The sequence below is a fragment of the Sorangium sp. So ce145 genome, assembly GCF_051525985.1.
In the GTDB taxonomy this organism is placed as follows: domain Bacteria; phylum Myxococcota_A; class Polyangia; order Polyangiales; family Polyangiaceae; genus Sorangium; species Sorangium cellulosum_B.
Genome location: NZ_CP150315.1, coordinates 10,611,163 through 10,634,896, shown reverse-complemented (window position 1 = coordinate 10,634,896; position 23,734 = coordinate 10,611,163). Strand labels below are relative to the sequence as shown.

Genomic DNA, 23,734 nt, shown 5'->3' with positions numbered 1-23,734 from the left:
CGACGATTCCCCGCTTCAGCGCACGTCCAGCCGCGGCGCTGCGCCGGCGTCCTGCTCGGGGGCGCCTGGCCACTCGGGGCACGTGGCGCGGTAGTCGATGCCGGGCATGAGCTGCGCCCACTCCTCGCGCGTGAAGTTGCGCCCGGCGTAGGCGCACGCCCGCGCCATCAGGGACTCGGCCGCGATCGAGAAGACGCGCGCCGCGCCGTCGTTCGCGGCGGTCACGACGCGGGTGGCGTCGGGGCTGAACACGGCGTCCGTCAGCGTGACGCCCTCGGCGCGGAGGGTGATCGCCTCGCCCTGCCCGTCGACGGGGAGCACCCGCGCGATGCCGTCGCTCGACACCGCGACGAGGCGCGCGCTGTCGCTGCTGAACGCGACGGTCCGGACCGCCGCGCCGAGGCCGCTCAGGAGGACGGGCTGGCCCTGGCCGTCGACGCGGAGCAGCCGCACGCCGCCGTCGAGCGCGGCGATCGCGACGTGGCTCCCGTCCGGGCTCACCGCGATCGCGGCGATCGCCCGGTCGTCGTACCCCGACGGGAGGACGCGCGGGGCGCCGCGGCCGTCCGCGGGCCAGACCTTCACGTTGGGGCCCGACGTCGCCACGATGTGCTGGCCATCCGGGCTGAACGCCGCCCGGAGCAGCCCCGCGCGCTCGTCGCGCAGCACGACGGGCTCGCCCGGGACGCCGTCCTCGAACACGCGCAGGATGCCGTTCCACGAGGTGGTAACGATCCGGGTGCCCTCCGGGCTGAAGGCGACGCCCACCACCCGGTCGTCGTGGACCCCGAGCACGATCGGCTGGCCCCGCCCATCGGCGCGCCAGATCCGCGCCGTCTTGTCGGCCGAGCCGGTGACGAGGCGGCTCCCATCGGGGCTGAAGTCGACGCTGAGCAGGTGCTCCGCGTGCCCGCGGAGGACGACGGGCTCGCCCGAGCCGTCGGCCCGGAAGACGCGCGCGGTCTTGTCGGTCCCGGCGGTGGCGATCCTGCTGCCGTCGTGGCTGACGGCGATGCCGGTCAGCGGCCCCTCGTGGCCGCGCAGGAGCCGCGGCTCGCCCGGCCCGCCGAGCCGCCACACCCGCGCGGTCCCGTCCTCCGACGCGGTGACGACGCTCGCGCCGTCGCGGCTGAAGGCGGCGCTGTTCACGACCCCCTCGTGGCCCTCGAGGACCACCGGCGCGCCCTTGCCGTCCGCGCGGAAGACGCGCGCGGTCCCATCCGCGGAGGCCGTGACCACCGCGCCGCCGTCGGCGCTGAACGCGGCGCCGCGCACCGCGCCCTCGTGCCCGCGGAGGACGACGGGCTCACGCCGGTCCGCGCCGAGGATGCGCGCCGTTCCGTCGCCCGTCGCGAGGACGGTGCGGTCGTCCACCGGGCTCGTGTCCGCGCTCTCGACGCCCGGCCCGTGCCCCTTCAGCGCCGCGGGGGCGCCGTGCCCGTCGGCGCGGACGACGTGGACCGTCCCGCTGATGGCCGTGGCGAAAATCCGGGCCCCGTCGTGGCTGAACACCGCGCGCCGGATGAGCCGCTCGCCCAAAGGCACGACGAGCGGCGGCTCGCCCTCCATGCCGGGGCGCCACACGTAGATCGCGCCGCCCGTCGTCCCCGCGACGACGCGGCTGCCATCCGGGCTGAACGCCACGCTGGTCGGCGCGGCGTCCCTCGTGCCGAGCGCGCGGACCTCGTGGCCGTCGGGGCGCCACAGGCGCACCGCGCCGTCGGTCGACGCGGTCGCCAGGAGGCTCCCGTCGTGGTTGAAGGCGACGGCGACGACGCCGCCGGGGGTGGCGGCGCGCAGCACGAGCGGCTCGTCGCGCCCGCCGAGGCGGAAGATCCTCGCGGCCCCGTCGGCCGAGGCGGTGGCGACGAGGCGGCCGTCGGGGCTGAAGGCCGCGTGGTGGACCGCGCCGCCGTGCCCGACGAGCACCTCCTGGTCGACGGCGGGGCCCCAGACCGCGTCGCCGAGCGCCTGCACCACGGCGGGGCCCGCGGGGCGGCCGCTCGCCCTGGCGGCGAGGGCCGCCTCCACGGCGAGCAGGCGCGCGCGGGGCAAGAGGCCCTCGGCGCGCTCCTTCGCCGACTGGGCCGCGAGCCGCCGGGCGTCGTTCTCGCGCGACTCCTGCTGCGCGCGGAGCAGCGCCCGCTCCTCCTTGCCCATCTGCCAGAGGAGCACGAGGGTCAGGCCGCCGAGCAGCGTGACGGCGACCGCGAGCACGGTGACGAGCCGCCGCGTCGACCGCTTCTGGCCCTCCGCCCGCGCGCAGGCGGAGAGGAACGCCCTCTCCTCCGCCGAGAGGTCCGCTCGCCCATCGCACCACGACGTGAGCTCCGCGAGCGCCGCGCCGCCCACGAGATAGTCGTCTCTCCGCCCGTGCGCCAGCCAGCGCGCGAGCGGCTCCCTGGTCGCTCGGTCCGCCTCCCGCGACAGGACCCACGCCCGGTCGAAGACCTCGCGGACGACGCGGTTGCGCACGTCGAGGTACGGCGCGCCCGAGGGCGCCGTCCGCTCCACGGAGAGCCCCGAGAGCAGCAGCGTCCGCTGGACCGGGTCCCCGGCGTCGACGCCCACCCGGTGGCCGTCGAGCAGCTGCTTGTAGAGCTGGAGGAGCGCCGGCGCCCGCCCGCAGCGGGGCCCCTGCGCCTCCAGGCACCGCTCGGCGTGGCGCAGGTTCGGGTCCTCGGTCCGGCCCTGGTCCAGGAACCGCCGCGCCACGGCCTCGTCGACGTCGAGATCGCGCCGCTCTCCGGCGAGATCGGCGCAGAGCCGCTGCGTCATGTAGGGGTGCCCCGAGGTCCACGCGAAGACCGCGTCGAGCAGCGCGTCGGGGTCGGCCACGAGCCCCTCCAGGCCCGCGCGGAAGCCGCGCGCCTCGGCGCGGGTGAAGTCGTCGAGCCGGATCGGGCGGCCGATGTTGAACGGCGCGCGCGCCGGATCCGCGACGAGCTCCGAGGGCGCCGCCGCCCCGAGCAGGCAGAAGGTCAGCCGGGCGTTGGCGGGGCGCTCCGCGCGCCGGTTCACGAAGGCCCGGAGGATGGCGAAGAAATCGTCCCGCGAGAACGGGAGGGCCAGCGTGGCGTCGACCTCGTCGATGAACAGGACGATCGCGGAAGAGATCTCCACGAGCACGACGTCCTCGAGCCAGCGCAACCAGCAGTGCACCGGCCCGAGGTGCCAGTGGGCATCCCAGAACTCGTCCGGCGGCTCCAGCCCGAGCTGCTCGGCGATCTCCGACGCGATCCCGAGGTACCAGCTCACCGGCGAGGTGGTGTCGGTGCCGAGCGCCCCGAGATCGACGCTCGCGCACTCCACCTGCTCGGCGCGGAGCCGCGTCGAGACCTGGAGTCGCAGGCTGGACTTCCCGATGTGCCGGGTCGAGAGCACATAGCAGAGCTCTCCGCGCAGGAGCGCCTCGAAGAGCTCTCTATCGGCGGGGCGCTCGATATAGATCACGCCCTCGCCCACGGTCCCGCCCGCCTGGAACCGGCGCCTGTGATCACCGGCACTGGCCTTCGCCTGATCGAGGTCGGGAGGCGCCGAGAAGGTCACGAATCTGACGGTGCCATGCGACGCCAGGACCGTCAACGGAACGACAGCCCGTGTCGCTGGCGTCCGCGGTGAAACAACAGGGCTCGCGATGGCGCGGTGAATGTCACGCGAATGTCGCGTCGACGGGATGGGCTGGCGCTCACACGATCGCGATTCGCCGGCGAAGGCGCTGGCGACGCGCGCCCCGGCCCCGGCTGTGCGCCTGCGCGCCCGTGTTGCGCGCGGCGCGATTGCGTGTGCGCCGATCGTGTCGCGCCGCGAAAACCCGCTTTTTATGTCCAGAAATCGTGGACCGGGCCACCGCTGCTGGTGTAGCGTCCGCGCCGTGCGAGGGGCGTTGAGGGTGGGGCAGAATCGCGTCGTGGCCGCGCCGGCCGCGGTGCCGCTGCTCGTCTGCGCATTGCGCTCCGCGGCTCGGAAGGCTCCTGCAGACACTACGGCTTTGCCTGACACTCCAGAAGCTCCTGCCGGAGCGCGCGGGCGGCCTGACCCGGCCGCGCTCGCGCCGGCCGCGCCGCTGCCCATCGGGCTCATCCGTCGAGATGGGCTCTCGTCCGGCGCGTGTGTCGGCTCGCGTGGATGCGTGATGGCTCGACGCGCCGAGCTAAGGTGATCGCGATGGACCGGCGGCGATCGAGACTCTCTCTCTGGCGGACGGCGCGCGCGGCCGCCCTCGCGCGGGCGGCCGGGGCCGCCTCGCTCGCGCTCCTCGCGGCGGCGTGCGCCGAGCTCGACGAGGAGCCCACGCGGTCGGCCTCGCTCGGGGCGCACGCGAGCGACTGGCGGGAGGAGATCATCTATCAGGTGCTGATAGACCGCTTCGCCGACGGCGACGCGGGGAACAACCACCGGGTGTCCTCGGCGCCGGGCAGGTGGCACGGCGGCGACTGGAAGGGGCTCGAGGAGGGTCTGCCCTACCTCGAGGCGCTCGGCGTTACAGCGCTCTGGATCTCGCCGATCGTCAAGAACGTCGACACCGACGCCGGCGTCGACGGATACCACGGTTACTGGACGCAGGATTTCACCGAGCTGAACCCCCATTTCGGCGACCTCGCGTCGCTGCGCCGCCTCGTCGCGTCGGCCCACGATCGCGGCATGAAGGTCATCCTCGATGTCGTGACGAACCACGTCGGCCAGCTGTTCTATTATGACATCAACGAGAATGGGCAGCCCGACGGGGGCGTCCACGGCAGCGGCGAGGACGGGCGCCGCCAGCTCGAGGCCGTGAACGAGTACGATCCGGAGTTCGACCCCCGCGGCGTCCAGGCGCGGAGGCCGTTCGGCAAGTCGAGGCCGGCGCCGATCGTCTTCCGCCACGAGCCCGCGACCAACCACCTCCCGCCGCAGCCCGAGCTCTTCCAGGACCCCGAGGTCTACAACCGCAAGGGGCGCATCCTCGATTTCGAGGATGTCGACCAGCTCGTGCACGGCGATCTCCCGGGCGGCCTCAAGGACATCGACACCTCCCGCTGCGACGTGAAGCGGGCGATGGTCGACGTGTTCGTGCGCTGGGCCGAGCTCACCGACGTCGACGGGTTCCGCATCGACACGCTGAAGCACGTCGAGCACGAGTTCTGGCGCTATTTCACGCAGAACGTCCGGCTGCAGCTGGCGGCGATGGGCAAGACCGATTTCTTCATGTTCGGAGAGGCCTTCGACGGCAAGGACGACCTCGTCGGCAGCTTCACGAAGCACGAGGTCCCGGCCCACCCGCACGACGAAGCGCTCGGCGGCGATCTCGAGCGCGAGAACGGCGACGAGGCGGAGGGGGGCTGCCCGGGCGCCGCGCCGATCACGGGGGACTCGGTCGACTCCGTGCTGTATTTCCCTCAGCTCTATCGGGTCTTCCACGACGTCTTCCGGGACGCCCGGGCCACGCGGCGGATCGAGGAGCTCTGGGACGCGCGGGCGCTCAATTACGGCGCCGAGCCGAACGCGAACGGCATCGGCGTTCCGCCGCTGAAGGCGCTTGTCAACTTCATCGACAACCACGACGTCCCGCGCTTCCTCCATGTCGGCCCGGGCGCCTCGCCCTTCAAGGCCGATCCCGAGGCGGCGCTCAAGAATGCGCTCCTGTTCCTCTTCACGGAGGAAGGCATCCCTTGCCTGTACTACGGCACGGAGCAGGGCTTCAGCGGCGGCGACGATCCGGCGAACCGCGAAGATCTCTGGGAGAGCGGCTATGACACGGAGCACCCGCTCTTCCGGTGGATCCAGCGGCTCACGGCGCTGCGCAAAGGCTATCAGGCGCTCACCGTCGGCGAGCAGCGGGTGCGCTGGTCGACGGAGCGGACGGGCGAAGGGGACGAGGACGCGGGGATCTTCGCGTTCGAGCGGGGGGAGCCGGACGGCGACTATGCGCTCGTGGTGCTCAACACGCACCCCCGGAAGCAGAGCGCCACGCGCTTCAACGGGGCGGCGATGGAGACGGGGCTGACGCGGGGGACCGTGCTCGTCGACGTGCTCTCGCCCGAAAAAAAGACATACAGGGCGGGCGCGAACGGCGCTGTCACCGTCAAGCTGCCTCCGGTGAGCGGGGCGCTGCTCATCCCGGAAGACCAGATCATCCATGGTCTCTGATCCTGCCTGGCACTCCTCCCTTCCAAGAGAGTCTCCAACATGGCGTCTGTCAAAGTGCGCGGACTCAACAAGCGATTCGGCCAGACCCACGTGCTGCGCGGCGTCTCGGTCGACGTGCCCGACGGCTCGTTCGCCGTCCTCGTGGGGCCGAGCGGCTGCGGCAAGTCGACGCTGCTGAGGCTGCTCGCCGGGCTCGAGGAGGCGGACGACGGCACGATCGCGCTCGGCGACCGGGACGTCACGCGGCTCGAGCCGCGCGATCGCGACATCGCGATGGTGTTCCAGTCGTACGCCCTCTACCCGCACCTCACGGTGCGCGAGAACCTCGCCTTCGGCCTGAAGCTCCGGAAGACGCCGCCGGCCGAGATCGAGGCGCGCGTGAAGGAGGCGTCGGAGATGCTCGGGCTCGGCCCGCTCCTCGACCGGCACCCCCGGGCGCTCTCCGGCGGCCAGCGGCAGCGCGTGGCCATGGGCAGGGCCATCGTGCGGCGGGCGCAGCTCTTCCTGTTCGACGAGCCGCTCTCGAACCTCGACGCCGCCCTGCGCGCGCAGGTGCGGGTCGACATCCGCAAGCTGCACGACCGGCTCGGCGCGACCAGCGTCTACGTCACCCACGATCAGGTCGAGGCCATGACGCTCGCCGACGAGATCTTCGTGCTCAACAAGGGCGTCGTCGAGCAGTCGGGGCCGCCCCTCGAGGTCTTCGCCCGGCCTCGCACCCGGTTCGTGGCGAGCTTCCTCGGCAGCCCGGCCATGAACTTCGTCGAGGCGCGCCTGGAGAGCCGGGGCGGCCGGTGGGTCGCGGCCCAGGGCGATCTCGCCATCGACGTCGACGCGACCGACTTCCCGGGCGCGCTCTCGTCCGGGCGGCAGGTGACGGTCGGCGTGCGCCCGCACGAGGTGGACCTCGCGTCGGGCGACGGCGGCGCCCCGTTCGAGGTGGCGATCGTCGAGGCCCTCGGGGCCGAGTCGTACGCGCACGGCACCGTCGCGGGGGCGCCGTTCGTGGCGCGCCTCGACCCGGCCGCGCGCGTCGCGAAGGGCGACACCGTGCGGGTCGCGCTCCGCCAGGTGCACCTGTTCGACGCGGACTCCGGGCTGAGCCTGCGAGAAGCGTGAGGCGACCGTGCCCAGCCGTCGCTGTCGTCTCGCGCTCGCGCTCGCTGCGTTCGCCGCGCCCGCGCTGATCCTCCTCTTGCCCGCGCTCGCGGCCGCGGCGCCGATCCGGCTGTGGCACGCCTACCGCGACGACGAGGCCAGGGCGCTCGACGCCATCGTCGCGGCCTTCGAGGGCGAGGAGGTCGAGGTCCTCGCCGTCCCGTTCGACGCCTACGCCTCGAAGCTCCAGGCCGCGATCCCGATGGGGGAGGGGCCCGACCTGTTCATCGACGCCCACGAGCGGCTCGGCGACTTCCGCGCGCGCCACCTCGTCGCGCCCGTGGGCGACGCGCTCGATCCGGGCGGCGAGGCCGTGTTCCTGGGGCCGGCGCTCGCCGCGGTCCGGCAGGGGGGCGAGATCCTCGGCCTGCCGATCAGCCAGAAGTGCGTGGCGCTCTACATGAACACCGCGCTCGTGAAGGAGGCCCCGGCGACCCTCGAGGACATCGCGGCGCTGGCCGGCTCGCTCCCCGAGGGCGTGTACCCGCTCGCGTACGAGGCGTCGAACGCCTACGCGCACATGCCCATCCTCGCGGCGTTCGGCGGCGCGATGCTGCGCGAGGACGACCAGTTCGGCTTCGTCGGCCCGGGCCCCGAGCGCTCGCTCGAGCTCGTCCGCACGCTGATCGAGTGGCGGGTCGTCCCGGAGGACGCGAACGGCGCGCTGGTGACCGACCTGTTCAACGCGGGCCGCGCCGCGTTCGTGATCAGCGGGCCGTGGTTCGCGGGTGGCCTCGGGGAAGAGGCGCGGCGGCGCGCCCGCGTCGTCCCGCTCCCGAAGGTGCGCGAGACCGGCCTCCCGATGCGGCCGTTCCTGACCGTCGAGGCGGTGATGCTCTCGCCCCAGGGCGCGCGGCGCGCCGGCGCGCGGGCGCTCGCGCGCCACCTCGCGGGCGCCGCGGCCGCGGCCACGCGGCTCGAGGTCGCGCGCACGCCGCCGGTGCGAAGCGACGTGGCGGTCCCGGCCGGCGACGCCTTCATCGCGGCGTTCACCGAGCAGGCCAAGGCGGCCATCCCGATGCCGACCTCGCCGGCGATGCGCTCGACCTGGGAGCCGGCCACGCGCGCGATCCGCAAGGTGCTCCGGGGCGACGCGCCCCCCGACGTCGCGCTCTCCGAGGCCAAGCGCCGCTTCGACGACGTCCGCCGGCCGCTCCCGCCCCCTGCCTCGCCGGCGCCGCTCCTCGTCGCGCTCGGCGCGCTCGCGCTGCTGCTCGCTCTCCGGTGGGTCCGCGCCGCGAGGGACGCCGCGCCCGGCACCGCGCGCTGGCGCTCGTTCCGGCGGTCGCTCAAACGCTCGATCGGGCGCTCGATTCCTGCCTACAAGTACGTCGCGCACGCGGTCGTCGCGATCGGCGTGCTCGTGGTGATCCCGCTCGTCATCGGCGCGGCGACGTCGCTCTTCGCCGGCAGGGGCGAGGACCTCCGGTACGTCGGCCTCGCCAACTTCATCAGCATCCTCACGGCCCGCGGCGGGCCGCTCTTCGCGAGCGGCTCGTTCTACCTCGTGCTCGCGGTGACCGTGCTCTGGACCGCGGTGAACCTCTGCCTCCACGTCCTCCTCGGCGTCTCGCTGGCGCTGCTCCTGCACCGCCCGACCCTGCGCCTCCGGGCGCTCTACCGGGTGCTCCTCATCGTGCCCTGGGCCGTGCCGAGCTACGTGACCGCGCTGTCCTGGAAGGGCATGTTCCACCGGCAGTTCGGGGCCGTCACCGGCCTCATCGAGGCGGTGAACTCCGCGCTCGGGACGAGCATCGAGCCCATCTCCTGGTTCTCGAGCTTCACGACGGCGTTCACGGCCAACGTGACGACCAACGTCTGGCTCGGGTTCCCGTTCATGATGGTGGTCACGCTGGGCGCGCTCACCGCGGTGCCGGAGGACGTGCTCGAGGCCGCCGAGGTCGACGGCGCCACGCGGTGGCAGCGTCTGCGGAAAATTACGTTGCCTTTGATCAAGCCGGTGCTCGCGCCCGCGGTGACGCTGGGCGCGATCTGGACGTTCAACATGTTCAACGTCGTGTTCCTCGTGTCCGGCGGCGACCCGGACGGCACCACGGACATCCTCGTCTCCGAGGCGTACCGGTGGGCGTTCACCCGCGAGGCCCAGTACGGCTACGCGGCGGCGTACTCGGTGCTCATCTTCCTGCTCTTGACGCTCGCGACGCGGGATTGGCGCTTCCGGCGGCGGCGGACGCCCGTCTCCGCCATCCCGCAGGGCGGGGCCGAGGCTGGCTCGGCGCCCGTGCCGGCGGCGGCGACGGAGGTCGCGTGACGCGGAGGCCCTCTCCTGTCGAGTCGATCGCGGTGCACGCCGCGCTGGTCGCGGCGGTCGCGTTCGCGCTGTACCCGGTGCTCTGGGTCGCCTCGATCGCCTTCTCCGGGGCGCGCCCGCCGGTGCCGGAGGTGCTGCCCATCCCGAACCAGCCGACGTTCGAGCACATCGTGGCGGTGGTCACGACGTCGAAGAAGGTCGGCGGCGAGCCGATCTGGCTCTTCCCCCGCCAGCTCGCCAACTCGATCGTCGTCGCGCTCGCGACGGCGGCCGCCGGCGTCTCCGTCGCGGTCCCGGCGGCGTACGCGCTCGCGCGCTTCCAGTTCCTCGGCAAGGATCGCGGCCTGCGCGCGCTGCTCGCGACGCAGATGTTCCCCACGGTGGCGAGCGCGATCCCGCTGTACCTCCTGCTCGACGCGCTCGGCCTGCTCAACTCGCGGACCGGGCTCGTGCTCTGCTACGCGTCGACGGCGGTGCCGTTCTCGATCTTCCAGCTCCGGGCGGCGTTCGAGGCGATCCCGATCGACCTGGAGGAGGCGGCGATGGTCGACGGGGCGACGCGCTTCCAGGCGTTCCTCCGGGTCGTGCTCCCGGCGGCGCGGCCGGCGATCGCCGTGACGGCGCTGTTCGCGATCATGACGGCGTACAACGAGTTCATCCTCGCGGCGACGCTGCTCGGCAAGGAGGAGATGTTCACGCTGCCGGTGGTGCTGCAGCGGTACATCGGCGAGTACGACGCGCAGTGGGAGCGGTTCGCGGCGGGGGCGCTCCTCGTGTCGCTGCCGGTCATGGCGGCGTTCTATGTGGTGCAGCGTCACCTGATCGCGGGGCTGACGACGGGCGGCGTGAAGGGGTGAGCGCGCCGCGGTGAGCGTGGCCGCGGGCGCCCCGGCGCGCGGCGGCCGGGGCGCCGGCGGCGCGGGCCGTCAATGCCGCGTCCGCCGGCGATGCGACCCGCGCTGCCCGGCCTCGTGCTGCTCGGGGCCGAGGGGCGTCCCTCCTACTTGCCCGCTGTGCCCCGGCGCCGCCCGTCCATGGGACCCGGCCCTCGCGGCCGTGGACGCCCGATCGCGACCCCGCTATCTCCATGAAGCCATGCCGAAGGCCGAGGATCCCCCGCCCGCTGCCGCGCCGGGGACCGCTCACGCGGACCCCCGCGCATCGGTGGGCGTGGGCGGCGAGCCCCGCGCATCGGTGGGCGGCGAGCCTCGCCCGTCGCTGGGCGGCGAGCCCCGCGCATCCATGGGCGTGGGCGACGCCGACGGCCGCCGCACGTTCTTGCCGCTCCCCTCCGCGCTGCAGCGGCGCCTCGGCCGGCCCTCGTGGGAGAAGTTCGTGCTCCCGCTGCTCGGCCCCCTGCTCGCGCTGCTCGTCATCGGCGCCGTCGCCACGCTCGAGGCCGCGCTCGACTGGACCGTCCCGAACCCGCCCGCGATCCTCTCGATGATCATCGTCTTCGCGGCGTTCAGCGGCGGCCTCTGGAGCGGCATCGTCACGGCGCTCATCTCGTGCGTCTTCTTCGCGCTCTACTTCTCCAAGGATGGCGTCCTTTTATCGTACGACGAAGACAACCTCCTCCGGGTCATCGTCTACGCCGTCACCACCCCCGCCATGGCGGTGATGGCGAGCATCGCCAAGCGCCGCGCGGACGCCATGGGCGAGGCCTCGCTCGAGAACGAGCGCGAGCACTCCGCGAGCCTGCGCGCCCTGCTCATGCAGCGCCAGGCGGTCGAGGAGGAGCTCCAGCAGGCCAAGGAGGCCGCCGAGGCGGCGAGCCGCGCGAAGAGCGAGTTCCTCGCCAGCGTGAGCCACGAGATCCGCACCCCGATGAACGGCATCATCGGCATGACGTCGCTCGCGCTCCAGACCGAGCTCACCCAGGAGCAGCGCGAGTACCTCGAGATGGTCAAGATCTCGGCCGACGCGCTGCTCTCCATCATCAACGACGTCCTCGACTTCTCGAAGATCGAGGCCGGCAAGCTCGAGATCGAGCCCGTCGTCTTCGACCCGAGCGAGATCATCGGCGACGCCGTGAAGACGCTCGCGCTCCGCGCCCACGAGAAGCGGCTCGAGCTCGCCTACGACGTCGGCCCCGACGTGCCCGAGGCCCTGGTCGGCGATCCGCTGCGCCTGCGCCAGGTCCTCGTCAACCTCGTGAGCAACGCGGTGAAGTTCACCGACGCCGGCGAGGTCGTCGTCCGCGCCGAGGTCGACTCGCGCGCGCCCCTCACCCCCGAGGAGGAGGCCAGCGCGGACAGCCAGGGCACGCCGAGCCTCTACGCGGGCGAGGTGCTCGGCGACGCCGTGGTGCTCCGCGTGAGCGTGATCGACACGGGCATCGGGATCGCCCCGGAGAAGCAGCGGGTCGTCTTCGACGCGTTCGCCCAGGCGGACGGCTCGACCACCCGCAAGTACGGAGGCACGGGGCTCGGCCTCACGATCTGCGCCCGCCTCGTCGAGATGATGGGCGGCAAGATCTGGATCGAGAGCGAGGCCGGCAAGGGCAGCACGTTCCACTTCACCCTCCAGCTCCGGGCGCTCGAGGGCGCCGCCCGGTCGCGCCGCCTGGAGATCCCGAAGGACCTCCTCGGCACGAAGGTCCTCATCGCCGACGACAACGCGACCGCGCGGCGCATCCTCGCGGACACCATCGAGGGCTGGGGGATGAAGGCGGTCCCCGTCGACTCGGGGGCGGCGGCGATCGCGGCGCTCTCGGAGGACTCGGGCGTCTGGGCGCTGCCCTGGGGCAAGCCGGGGGGCAACGCGGTCGGGCCGAGCAGCTCGTTCGGCCTCGCCATCGTCGACGCGCGCATGCCGAAGGTCGACGGCTTCGCCGTGGTCGAGCACTGCCGGAAGCGCGAGATCTTGAAGGGACGCGTCCTCATGCTGCTCAGCTCGACGTCCGCGCAGGCGGACGTCGCGCGCTGCCGCGATCTCGGCGTCTTCGCCATGGTCACGAAGCCCGTGAAGACGTCCCACCTCCAGGAGGCCGTGTTCCACGCCTTCGGCGTCCCGACGCGGACCTCGCTCCGGTCGGCCGACCCGCGCCGCGCCGCGCCCGGGCCGCGCGCCCGCGGCCTGCGCGTGCTCGTCGCCGAGGACAACGCAATCAACCAGAAGCTGATGCGCCGCTGGCTGGAGCGGCAGGGCCACCACGTGCACATCGTCGAGAACGGCCGCCTCGCCGTCGAGAAGATCGCGGGCGGGCAGTACGACGTGGCCCTGCTCGACGTGGAGATGCCCGAGATGGACGGCCTCCAGGCCGCGCGGGTCGTCCGCGCCCGCGAGCGGCGCGAGGGCGGGCACATGCCGCTCATCGTCGTGACCGCGTACGCGATGAAGGGCGACCGCGAGCGCTGCCTCCGGGCCGGCTTCGACGGCTACGTGTCGAAGCCGGTGCAGGTCGAGGAGCTCTACGACATGATCGACCGGCTGGCCGCCGGGCCCTCCGCCCTGGAGATCGAGGACCCGGCGCGCATGTCGCTCGGCGCGCCGAGCTCGTACGCGTCGGTGCCCTCGCCGGCGTCCGACAGCGGCCCGCCGAGCACCCGATCGGAGGAGCGGCTCCTGCCCTCGCCCTCCTCGATCACGGCCCGGCCGATGTTCGATCGCACGAAGGCGCTGGAGCGGACGGGCGGCGACGCCGATCTCCTGCGCGAGCTCGCCGAGGTCTTCCTGGAGGAGTGCCCGCGCTGGATGAGCGACATCGACGACGCGGTGGCCGCCGGCGACGCCCGCAAGCTCCAGCGAGCCGCGCACAGCCTGAAGGGCGGGGTCGACAGCTTCGGCGCGCGGGGCGCGTTCGAGGCCTCCTTCGCGCTGGAGAAGATGGCGCGCGCGAACGAGCTCGGCAGCCTGGCCGAGGCGCAGTTCGCGCTGCGGGCGCAGATCGAGCGCCTGCTCCCCGAGCTCGCCGCGTTCGTGCGCGAGGGCGCGCCGGCGGACCCGGCGCCGCCGGTGCAGGGCGAGCGGCGCTCTGACAGCGAGGTGACGCGATGGTGAGGGTGCTCGTGGTGGACGACTCCCCGATGGATCGGCGCCTCTCCGGGAGCTTGCTCAAGAAGCGCGCCGGGATGGAGCCCGTGTACGCCGAGAACGGCGTCGAGGCGCTCGAGACGATCGCCAGGTCGATGCCCGAGATCGTGCTGACCGATCTCCAGATGCCGGAGATGGACGGCCTGGAGCTGGTCGAGGCGATCCGCCGCGAGCACCCGTACCTCCCGGTGATCCTGATGACGGCGCACGGCAGCGAGGAGATCGCGGTGCAGGCGCTGCGGCGCGGCGCCGCGAGCTACGTCGCGAAGCGGAACCTCGCGGCGGAGCTCGTGAACACGGTCGAGAACGTCCTCGCGGTGGCGCGGCTCGATCGGCGGGAGCAGCAGCTCCTCTCGTGCCTGACGGCGACCGAGTCCCATTTCGAGCTCGACAACGACGTGGCGAAAGTCCCCGCGCTGGTGGGCCACGTCGAGCAGAGCCTGGGACGGATGCGGCTGTGCGACGAGACGGGCCGGATCCAGGTCGCGGTGGCGCTGCGCGAGGCGCTCGTGAACGCCATCGTGCACGGCAACCTCGAGGTCAGCTCGAAGCTGCTCGACGAGCAGCCGAGCGCCTTCTCCGCGCTCGTCGAGCGCCGCCGGGCGGAGACCCCGTACCGGGATCGGCGCGTGATCGTCGTGGCGCGCGAGACGCGCACCGAGGCGACGTACGTGGTGCGCGACGAGGGGCCCGGCTTCGACCCGCGCAACCTGCCGGATCCGACCGACCTCGCCAACCTGGACAAGCCGAGCGGCCGCGGCCTGATGCTGATCCGCACGTTCATGGACGAGGTGCGGCACAACGAGAAGGGCAACGAGATCCGCATGGTGATGCGGTGCCGCTCGCCGGGGGCCGGCGGCGAGCCGGGCGAGGACGGCGGCTGACGCGGTCTCCGGTCGCGGCCCGGAAAGATCAGGCGGTGAAGCCGCCGTCGATCTTGAGGTTGGCGCCCGTGACGAAGGCGCCCTCGGGGCCGGCCAGGTAGGCCAGGAGCCGACGGCCCGCGGCGCGGTGCAGCGGCTGCTCGAGACGGCGGCCGACGAGTTCACCCGGCCCGATCGGCCGTCCGGCTGCATGATCGCGCTGGCCGGGACCCAGTGCTCCCCCGGCGCGCGGCCCGTACAGGACCTGATGCGAGGGTGCCGCGAGGCCTGGCATGCCTCGCTCCAGGCGCGGATCCTGCGGAGCACCGAGGACGGCGAGCTCGCGTCCGACACGGACGCCGCCGCGCTGGCCACGTTCTACGTGACCGTCTTGCTGGGGATGTCGGTCCAGGCGCGGGACGGCGCGTCACGGGAGAGCCTCCGCGCGGCCGTGGAGGCCGCGATGCGGGCATGGCCTGGGCCCGGCGCCCCGCGCGGTCCGTAGGCTCCCGCGCCGTCCCGTGGAGAGCTCGTGGGTGGGCGCGGTGTCGAGCCGCCGAGGACGATCGCCAGGACGGTCGTGTAGCCGGCTGGCGCGCTCAACCGATGTTGGTGCGGGTCGTCGAGGACGAGCAGGCCGCGTGGCACGATCATGGCGACCAGCGCATGGGTGTCGATGGGAAGATTGGCAGCGTTGGCGTTCTGCACGAATGGACCGAAGTGGTTTGCGAGCGAGTGATCGAGCAAGTGATCGAGCGAGTGATCGAGCGAGTGATCGCGCGAGTAATCGAGCGAGCAATTCGACATCGCCCCGTCGCAGAGGGATACGTCCGGACCGTGGTATATAGGTGGGCACGCGAGCGCAGCCGTGGGACGGGGGAGCAGGGAGACCGGGGCGATGGTTCAGGGTAGCCGGGGCAGTGAAGTCGAGTTGCCGGAGCAGCGGGGCGGCAGCTCTGACGGCTCGGTCCAGGGAGATCGCGCGGACGGGCAGCCGGCCACAGATGGCGCGGACGGGCAGCCGGCCGCGGGAGGAGATGCCGGACGCTCGACGCGTGACGTGAATCGCCTTGCGGAGCCGCCCCGCCGCGGTACAGGCGTTCATGGGATGCCACGTGTGATGACCGTGGGCGTCATCACCCCCTATCTGGACGGCTCGTTCTGGAACCCGGTCCTGACGGGTATCCACGAGGCGGCGCGGCAGCACGGCTGTCGCATGCTGGTGATGCGCGGCACGGCCGGCTCGCTCCAGGCCCCTTCGCTCGCCAGAGAGCAGGTGGATGGATGGATCGTCGTGATCGGGGTGGACGGCATCGAGCGGCTCGCTGCCGAGCGGGTCCCGCTCGTCGTCGTCGGCACCCATGTCCACAAGGGCGACTGCCCGTCCGTGATCCCGGACAACCACAGCGGGATCCGGGGCGCGGTGCGCCATCTGATCGGACACGGGCACCGGCGGATCGCGTTCGTCGGCTGCTTCCACGAGTCCGATGTGCGCGAGCGCTTCGACGCCTACCGAGAGACGCTCGCCGAGGCGGGGATACCGCTCGATCCAGATCTGGTCATCCGGACCGACGACAACTGGTATACCGGCGGTGAGAACGCCGCCCCGCGGCTCATCGCGCTGCGGAATGCGTGCACGGCGGCGGTCTTCGGGACGGACAAGAACGCGATCGGGATGATGCCGTCGCTGAAGGCGGCGGGCGTCCGCATCCCCGAGGAGCTGGCGATCGTCGGCTTCGACGATGTGCCGGAGGCGCAAACATCCGACCCGCCGCTGACCACCGTGCGCCAGCAGTTCGAGATGCTGGGGAGCGCCGCGTGTGATCTCGTCGTCTCGATGCTCGCCGGCGAGACGGCCCAGCCAGAGCTCGTGCTCACGCCGAACACGTTGATCCAGCGGATCTCGTGCGGATGCGACGTGGTCCAGAGCTTCCTCGACGAGAACGCGGCGACGGGGGAGCACGACGGCGGCGACCTGGATCGGCGGATGGTCGAGCTGCTCCTCGCGCCCCGGCCCCTTCCGCCCGATACGTCGCCTGCCGCGGTATGGCCGGGGGTCGCCCTGGTGCTCGAGGCGTATGAGGCGGCGATCGAGGGCGCCGCGCCCCCTCCGGCGAAGGCGCTGGAGCGCGCCTACAAACAGGCCATCGACATCTCCTCCGATATTGGCACCTTGATGGCGATCGTGCGCCTGCTCCGCCGGTCCCACGAGCGGCGCCGCGCGCGGCTGGGCGGGGATGCGGCGTCGGCGCAGCGGGTCGAGGCGTTCCTGGACGGCGCGCACCTCTCGATCGCTCGGGCTCGGCTCAGCGTCGAGGCCGAGTTCGTGGCGCAGCTCGGGATGCTCGTGCGGTCCAATCACGACGTGGGCCTCGCGCTGGTCAGCGGCTCCCAGGAGGAATCCATGTCGCTCTCATGGCTCGCGAAGACCAGCGCGATCTGGGCCTGCCTTGCGCTCCGGGAGGACGCGAAGACGCTCGTCGTCGCCGGCGCCTACAGCCGTGACGGCAGCGCGACGCCCCCGATCGGCAGCCGCCATCGGCTGGAGGCGTTTCCGCCGGAGCACCTGCTGCCGCCCGCGGCCGCGAGCGGCGCGCTCATGATGATGCTGCTGCCGATCCGCACCGAGCGGCGCGACTGGGGGGTCGTGGCGCTCATGGGGCCGACCCTCCGCGAGCTGGCCGGCGACGAGGGCACCGTCGGGGTCTGGGCGTCGCTGCTCGCCGCGGCCCTCGAGCGCGGCGAGCTCGTCCAGTCGCTCTCGACGAAGAACGCGGAGCTTCAGGTGGCCTATGCGAGCGAGCGGACGCTCTCGGAGACGGTGCGCGAGCTCGGCTGCCCGCTCATCCCGCTCCTGCCCGGCGTGCTGCTCGTGCCGCTCATCGGCGCGATCGACCGGGACCGCGCCCTCCAGGTGCTCACGGCCGTGGTCGAGGGGGTGGGCCAGCACGAAACGCGCTTCGTGCTGCTCGATATCACCGGCGTGCCGGCGGTGGACGCCCAGGTCGCCCATGCGCTGGGCCAGACGAGCCGCGCGGTCGCCCTGCTCGGCGCGCGCCTCTTCCTGGTCGGCGTGCGCCCCGAGCTCGCCAGGAGCCTCGTGGACGTGGAGCTGGGCAGTCTGGCCACGTACTCGTCGCTGGCGGGAGCCCTCCACGAGCTGACGACAGGAGGCCTCCGCCCTGGCGGCGCGAGGCGCGGCGCGGCGCGCATCGCCTGACGGCCGGATCCGTGACGGTGTCGCCGCCTGACGAACGCTGAAGCTGACGCCGGGGCCAGGGAGGCTGTTCTCGACCGACGTGCCTGGCGGCACATCGGTGTGCCGGTGTCTGTCCTCCGCGACGGCAGGGCTCCTGACCCGCGATATGGGTCTCGTCCTCTCCTCGGCGCCTTTTCTGCCTTCAGGGGTCCTTTTCTCAGCAACCAGGCACGCGCCCCGGCGACGCGGGACATGCGCTCATAGACACGAGTACACCGCCTCGATCAGCGCCGGCCACCGCGGGTCGCCGCCCTCGCCGCTCGCGATCGGCTGGTTCGGCGTGTAGCCGAACCCGAGCCCCGCGTCGGGGTCCGCGAAGCCGAGCGCGCCGCCCGCGCCGGGGTGGCCGAAGGTCCGCGGGCCGCGCCCGAAGGGGCGCAGGGCGCTCGGCAGCATGAACCCGAGCGAGAACCGGCTCTCCGCGAGGAGGACGGCATCGAACCCGGCCGACCGCTCCACCCGCGCGGCCTCGACCGCCCCCGGCGACAGCACGCGCGCGGCGCCGGCGAGGGCCCCGCCGTTCGCGAGCGCGCCGTACATCCGCGCGAGCGCGCGCGCGTTCGCGTGGCCGTTCAGCGCGGGGATCTCCGCGCGCCGGGCGCGGGCGGCGTTGACGAGGCCCGGCGTCACGAGGTCGCGCGGCCTGGTGAAGGCCATCGAGGTGAGCGACGCCGGGTCGCGCAAGCTCGCGCCGAACGCGCCGCCCAGGCCGCTCGGGCTCGCGATGGTCGGGGGCACCTCGGCGATCCGCCCGTCGTGCTCGGCGCCTGTCCCGATGTGGAAGTCCAGGCCGAGCGGGCCCGCGACGGCCTCCCGGAGGAACGCGCCGACCCGCTGGCCGCTCGCGCGCCGGATCACCTCGCCCACGAGGAAGCCGAACGTGACGGCGTGGTAGCCGTGCCGGGCGCCCGGCTCCCAGAACGGCTCCTCCGCGGCGAGGGCGGCGGTCATGGCCTGCCAGTCGTAGAGCGCGCCCTCCTCCGGCTCGGCGCGGAGCGCCGGCAGGCCGGCGCTGTGGTCGAGCAGCTGGGCCACGAGGACGCGCCTCTTGCCGGCCGCGCCGAACTCCGGCCAGGCGGCGGCGACCGGCGCGTCCACGTCGAGCGCGCGCCGCTCCGCGAGCGCGTGGGCGCACAGCGCCACGGCGCCCTTCGTCGCCGAGAAGACGTTCACGATCGTGTCGAAGCGCCACGGCGCGGTCCTCGCCGCGTCCCGGAAGCCGGCCCAGAGGTCGACGACCACGCGGCCGCGCACGGCGGCGCACACGGCGGCCCCGAGCTCGGGAAACCGCTCGAAATTCGAGGCGAACGCCGCGCGCACGGGCGCGAACGCCGGGTCACAGGAGCCATGGATCGCGAGGTGCATCGCTCGTCCCTTCGTCCCTTCCTCGGGGCAGCACGGGCACGGGCGCGCGCGGGCGAGCCGCCCGGCCCTTCGCGCCCGACCCCGATGATACGCAACCCATGTTGCGCAACCTTGGTTGATGAATAGGGCCGCCGCCCGCGGCCGTCAACGTCATTTGCGCAACCTCGGTTGCGGGTTACACGCTCCGGCCGTGAAGCCCGCGCGCCCGGACGAGGACCTCGTGCTGCTCTTCGCCGCCATCGCGGCCGCGAACAGCGACGAGGTGATGCGCCGCGTGGAGCGGGCCGGCCACGGGGATCTCCGGCCGAGCCATGGATACGTGTTCCAGCACCTCGTCCCGGGCCCGGTGAAGGTGAGGGAGCTCGCGGAGCGGCTCGGCATCACGGCGCAGGGCGCCTCGAAGGCGGTGGCGGAGCTGGAGCAGCTCGGCTATGTGCGCCGGCGCGTCGCCGAGGACGACCAGCGCAACCGGCTCGTGGAGCTCACCGACCGCGGGTGGGCGGCGGTCGAGGCGGGGCGCGCCGCGCGCGCCGCGGTGAACAGGCGGCTCCGCGCGTTGCTCGGCGAGGAGCAGGCCGGCGCGCTGCTCGCGTCGCTCCAGCGCATCGCGGAGCGCACGGGAGGGCTCGAGCTCCTGTCCTCGCGCCGGCTCCGCCAGCCATAGTCCGCCCGGCTCCGGGCAGGCGATCACGCGCCGCTGGTGGACCGGTGGCGCCTTGCGGCTGTGGAGCCGGATGCAGCCCTCTCCGAGGCGGAGCGCCAGGGCCATCACGGTCCCCTCGTCGACGTCGATCATGCGCGCGACGGCGCGGATCGAGTCGCCTTCCACGAGAGCGGACGCGATGCGGACACGCGTCTTCAGCGGGCACGACGGGCCTTGCCTCTCCCCTGGGCCGGCCCATGATGCGGCCGCGACGCGCGCTCTGCGGGCCTTGACAGGGGGTGTTGCAGCCCGTCCGTGTGCTGCGGTGTCCTCGCGCACCGGGCCCCGACGTAGATGCGGCGGTCACGGGGCGCCCCCCGAGGCGTCGACGGCGCGGCCGTCAGTTGCTGGTGGTCGAGCGGTAGATCACCCAGGGATCGTCGCGCCCCTGCTGCGCGCGCTGCGAGGCGACCTCGCGCAGGCGCGAACAGGCGTCGAGCGGCTCGGGGCAGCGGGCGTTGTAGTAAATGACCACCACGTCGCGCGGGTTCTCGCGGAGCGAGCGCTCGAGGTTGGCGGCGACGCGCTCCATGATCGGGGCGGTGAACGGGTTGTACATATAGATGACTGTCGCCGTGTTCGGGAATGCGTACTGGGTGGCGTCGGCGCAGACGGTGACGATCTCGTGGCAGGCCTGCCGGGGCGCCTTGAACTTGCCGGCGTTCTCCTGCGCGATGCGGGTCAGCTCCGGCGAGAACTCGACCCCGGTGATGCGGCGGAACGGGTGCATCGCCGCCATGAACAGCACGCGCCCCTTGCCGGAGCCCAGGTCGACCAGCTCGTAGCGCGAGCAATCGATCCCGCTCCGCGCCAGCAGCGCGTCGAAGACCTCGATCGGCGTCGCCTGATAGCGAAGGCCGTGCTTGATGCTCTCCTTGTCGGTCTGGCCATCGAACTGCAGCTGCGCCAGCTCGATCGTCGCGGCGGTGTCCACCCCCGCGGCGCGATCGAAGCGCGCCTCGATCTCGCCCGCCTCGCGCGCCTTGCTGGAGAACCGCCGCACCCGGCGCAGCACCGCCGACTTCGCTGCGCGCGGCACCAGCCTCAGCGTCCCCAGCGCACCGTGGTTCTCGAGCGAGCGATGCAGGGTGTTCTGCGCGCGCTTGAGCAGGCGGATCACCGGCGGACCTCGGAACGTTCGACGGCGGAGGCGAGCTCCACGCGCTTGCAGGCGGCGACAGTCATGATGAGGCAAGATAGCATAGATCGCGCGCCTGACATCGTGAAAGGCGGGGCGGGTCAGTCGCAGGTCGCGGGCGAGTGGAAGACAGTGGCGCGCACGTAGTCGACGTACGCGCGCTCGTTGCCAGCGGTGTCGTTGTACTGCGTGGCGATCGCGAGCGCCCAAAGGCGACGGGCAGTGGGAGCAATCCGACCTGGGCGGGAACGCGTGGGAATGGACATTGGATTGGGCCCCGGTCCAGTACCCGGTGCCATGCACATGACTGTGCCGTCGTGACCTCGGACTCCTGCCGGACCTTCCGGAGCGGCAGCGAGGAGGCATCCAGCGCAGCACGATTCCAGTTGATCGCCGCGCGAAGAAGCGTGGCGCGATGAAGAGGCGGACCACGAGCGTCGCAACGCCTGGCTCATGGGTCGAGAGCGCAGGTCGAGCGTGGTGCAGGGCGCGCACAGGCGACTTCATTAGATAGACTAACTGAGGGGGCCTCGTACGAGGACGCCGATCTGTCTATTGATCTCGGGGCAGCACCCCCATCGTATCGCGCGCTCGTCCGGCGATGTGCGGCGCGGCGATCATCAGCGGCATCGCGCACGACCGCCCTCCAGCCTCGCAAGAAGCCGATTACATCGTTCCGGACAGCGGCCGCTCGAACAACGTGAGCACGGGCGCGCGCTGTTCCACGAACGGACGTTCGCCTGGCTCGCCCAGCGAGAAACCTCACAGTGACGCGCTGACGCACGCCAAGCGCAGATGGATACCCCGCCGCCGTGAGCAGGCCCGTACCAGGGAGCCGAACTTTCTCTTGCACCATGCCTGCTCCCACATATACTCGCATTCCAACAAACATCGGACCTTCGCCATTCACGTTCCACGCCGGACGCTAGGTCCTTTCACGGTCACGCACCCGTACACAGCGCGTTCTATCCTGGGTTGAGGCGCTCCGGCCCGGCGCTCCTTCGCCCCGGAGCCAGCGTTGGGGCGGCGCTCGTCGCTCGCGCTGTCGGTGTCCAGAACGGGATCGAGGGCGGTGGCGGCGGGTGCCCGGCGGGCTCGATCGCGCCGTGATCTGCCGAATGGCAGGGGGGCGTCAGCGATGCGCGATCGCTCTCGCCGTCACGATCAAGGTACGCGCAAGAAAGCCGTCATCGGCGTCGAGTGCTCTGTTGATTCAGGGGGGGGTATCACATGCAGTATGAGACGCAAATCCTGTGCAGGAAGGCGGAGCTCACCGAGCTCGCGCACGCCTGGGAGCGCTGCCGTCGCCGACGTGCGCCGCGCCAGCTGCATCATCGGCTGGAGCACATCGCCATCGAGGCGGAAGAGATGACCCGGACGCGCTCCCCGGGGTCGACGGGGAATGAGGGCATGATGGTCGCAGCCCTCTTCAACCGTGATCTCGGGACGCTCGTCGGCGCGGCGCCATTCCTGGTCCAGGATTGGACCTGGCGCTGTCGCCTCGGTTATGTGTCCATGGGCGCGTTCCCGGTCCGGCGGGCGGTGCTCTGCGGGACCGACTGGCTCGCCCCGGACGACCCGGCGGAGCAGGAGGCGCTCCTCCAGGCGGTCCTGTCCGCGGAGGTCCCCTACCAGATGCTCTTCATCGAGGGATTACCGGTCGACTCGGATCTCCTGCGCCTCCTCCGGACCTCCCCGCTGGTGCGCCGGGAGTTCTGGGTGGACACGCCGGCCGAGGTGACGCCGCGCCGCCTCGTGGACCTGCCGGGGAACTTCGATGCGTACCTCGAGAAGTTCAGCGGCCGCACGCGCCGAACGCTGAAGTACAAGGCGAAGCGCCTCACGCGCGCCATGACCAATGGCATGAGGCTCCAGCGCATCACACGGAAGGAAGAGCTGCCGCGCTTCCTCGAGCAGGCGGGGATCGTCGCGGCGCGGAGCTGGCAGGGCAGATGTCTCGGGCAATCGGTCGACGGGCAGGCGATGCGGTGCAAGCTGGAGGCGTTCGCGGAGCGCGGCTGGCTGCGTGGTTACCTCTTGCTGAACGGCGACGCTCCTGTCGCCTTCGTGATCGGGATGCTGGATGAGAGCACATATTATTACGAGCGCGTGGGTTATGATCCCGCGTGGGCGGCATATCATCCCGGCAGCGTCCTGCTCCTCATGATCCTCGAAGACCTGTGCGCGGACGGGGTCCCGAGAACGCTCGATTTCGGCTACGGAGACAGCGAGTACAAGCGGCTGTTCTCCACGCGGTCCTATGACGAGCTGACCGTCCGGCTGGTCCGCAAATCGGCCGCCATGGTCGTCCCGTACGTCACGCACACGGCCTGTTCGTCCGGCGCTGCGCTCATCCGGAAGGGCCTCGATCGCTTCGCGCTGAGGGAGAAGGTGCGGCGGTTCTTGCGCGGGGTGCGGGCCCCGGAGGCTCAGGTCGAGGCGCCGAGCGCGGCGTGCGACGAAGCGGAGACCGCGCCCCGCGGCGAGGCCGCGAGCACCGCTCATGCGGCGACCCCGCAGGCCGTGAGGTGAAGGCGACCCCTTTGATGGGATGAAGCAGCCACTGCTCGCTCCTGCGGACGCGACGAGGTGCTCAAGCTCAAGCGGAACGACGCCCGACCAGAGGGCGACGCTGCCGTCCATGCCCAGGCGGACGCTGAGGCTTCTGAATGCAGCGCTTCACGCTGATGTTCCTCGGGCTCGGCGTGATCGTGCTGATGGGCATGGTCGCGATCACGATTCGCTTCTGGCCCGACCCGGCGCGAGCGTGGAGGGGAGCGGCGCACCTCGATCACCCGAGCGGCACGGTCCA

Annotated in this window: 13 protein-coding genes and 1 pseudogene; 10 read left to right on the top strand and 4 right to left on the bottom strand. The window is 72.3% G+C overall.

Annotated elements, in window-relative coordinates; genetic code table 11:
• Positions 1-15: 15 nt before the first annotated feature.
• Positions 16-3,549: an AAA-like domain-containing protein gene (locus WMF34_RS39510; protein ID WP_437991023.1), complete on the bottom strand. Its 3,534-nt coding sequence runs from the start codon at positions 3,547-3,549 to the stop codon at positions 16-18.
• 618 nt (positions 3,550-4,167) lie between these two features.
• On the opposite strand from WMF34_RS39510, the gene WMF34_RS39505 reads away from it, so the two are divergent.
• From WMF34_RS39505 to WMF34_RS39475, 7 genes are all read left to right on the top strand, one after another.
• Positions 4,168-6,129, top strand: a complete 1,962-nt coding sequence (locus WMF34_RS39505; protein ID WP_437991022.1) for an alpha-amylase family glycosyl hydrolase — start codon at positions 4,168-4,170, stop codon at positions 6,127-6,129.
• A gap of 39 nt (positions 6,130-6,168) precedes the next feature.
• Positions 6,169-7,248, top strand: a complete 1,080-nt coding sequence (locus WMF34_RS39500) for an ABC transporter ATP-binding protein (RefSeq protein ID WP_437991021.1) — start codon at positions 6,169-6,171, stop codon at positions 7,246-7,248.
• Positions 7,249-7,255: 7 nt separating this feature from the next.
• Entirely contained in the window at positions 7,256-9,559 is a 2,304-nt protein-coding gene (locus WMF34_RS39495) for an extracellular solute-binding protein (RefSeq protein ID WP_437991020.1), read from the top strand.
• A complete protein-coding gene (locus WMF34_RS39490; protein WP_012240385.1) occupies positions 9,556-10,416 on the top strand; it encodes a sugar ABC transporter permease in 861 nt (286 codons plus the stop codon). The genes WMF34_RS39495 and WMF34_RS39490 overlap by 4 nt, the downstream gene beginning before the upstream one ends.
• Positions 10,417-10,654: 238 nt before the next feature.
• The gene (locus tag WMF34_RS39485; protein WP_437991019.1) at positions 10,655-13,561 is read left to right on the top strand and encodes a response regulator; all 2,907 of its coding nucleotides are present in this window, start codon (positions 10,655-10,657) and stop codon (positions 13,559-13,561) included.
• Complete coding sequence (locus WMF34_RS39480; protein WP_437991018.1) at positions 13,555-14,478, top strand: response regulator; 924 nt, start codon at positions 13,555-13,557, stop codon at positions 14,476-14,478. The genes WMF34_RS39485 and WMF34_RS39480 overlap by 7 nt, the downstream gene beginning before the upstream one ends.
• Positions 14,479-14,605: 127 nt before the next feature.
• Positions 14,606-14,962 carry a TetR family transcriptional regulator C-terminal domain-containing protein gene (locus WMF34_RS39475; RefSeq protein WP_193790765.1) on the top strand — a complete coding sequence of 119 codons (357 nt, stop codon included), beginning with the start codon at positions 14,606-14,608 and terminating at the stop codon, positions 14,960-14,962.
• 80 nt (positions 14,963-15,042) lie between these two features.
• Here the strand turns inward: WMF34_RS39475 and WMF34_RS39470 are convergent.
• Positions 15,043-15,264, bottom strand: a pseudogene (locus WMF34_RS39470) (glucuronyl esterase domain-containing protein); the annotation flags it as partial.
• 313 nt (positions 15,265-15,577) lie between these two features.
• On the opposite strand from WMF34_RS39470, the gene WMF34_RS39465 reads away from it, so the two are divergent.
• A complete protein-coding gene (locus WMF34_RS39465; RefSeq protein WP_437991017.1) occupies positions 15,578-17,677 on the top strand; it encodes a substrate-binding domain-containing protein in 2,100 nt (699 codons plus the stop codon).
• A gap of 237 nt (positions 17,678-17,914) precedes the next feature.
• Here the strand turns inward: WMF34_RS39465 and WMF34_RS39460 are convergent, their stop codons facing one another.
• Positions 17,915-19,081: a serine hydrolase domain-containing protein gene (locus WMF34_RS39460; RefSeq protein ID WP_012240380.1), complete on the bottom strand. Its 1,167-nt coding sequence runs from the start codon at positions 19,079-19,081 to the stop codon at positions 17,915-17,917.
• Between the two features lie 190 nt (positions 19,082-19,271).
• Here WMF34_RS39460 and WMF34_RS39455 point away from each other — a divergent pair, with 190 nt between their 5' ends.
• Positions 19,272-19,745: a MarR family winged helix-turn-helix transcriptional regulator gene (locus WMF34_RS39455; RefSeq protein ID WP_231864492.1), complete on the top strand. Its 474-nt coding sequence runs from the start codon at positions 19,272-19,274 to the stop codon at positions 19,743-19,745.
• A gap of 379 nt (positions 19,746-20,124) precedes the next feature.
• Here WMF34_RS39455 and WMF34_RS39450 read toward each other — a convergent pair whose 3' ends face one another.
• Positions 20,125-20,904: a class I SAM-dependent methyltransferase gene (locus tag WMF34_RS39450; RefSeq protein WP_012240378.1), complete on the bottom strand. Its 780-nt coding sequence runs from the start codon at positions 20,902-20,904 to the stop codon at positions 20,125-20,127.
• A 1,248-nt stretch (positions 20,905-22,152) separates the two neighbouring features.
• On the opposite strand from WMF34_RS39450, the gene WMF34_RS39445 reads away from it, so the two are divergent.
• Positions 22,153-23,454: a GNAT family N-acetyltransferase gene (locus WMF34_RS39445; RefSeq protein WP_012240376.1), complete on the top strand. Its 1,302-nt coding sequence runs from the start codon at positions 22,153-22,155 to the stop codon at positions 23,452-23,454.
• Positions 23,455-23,734: the final 280 nt, after the last annotated feature.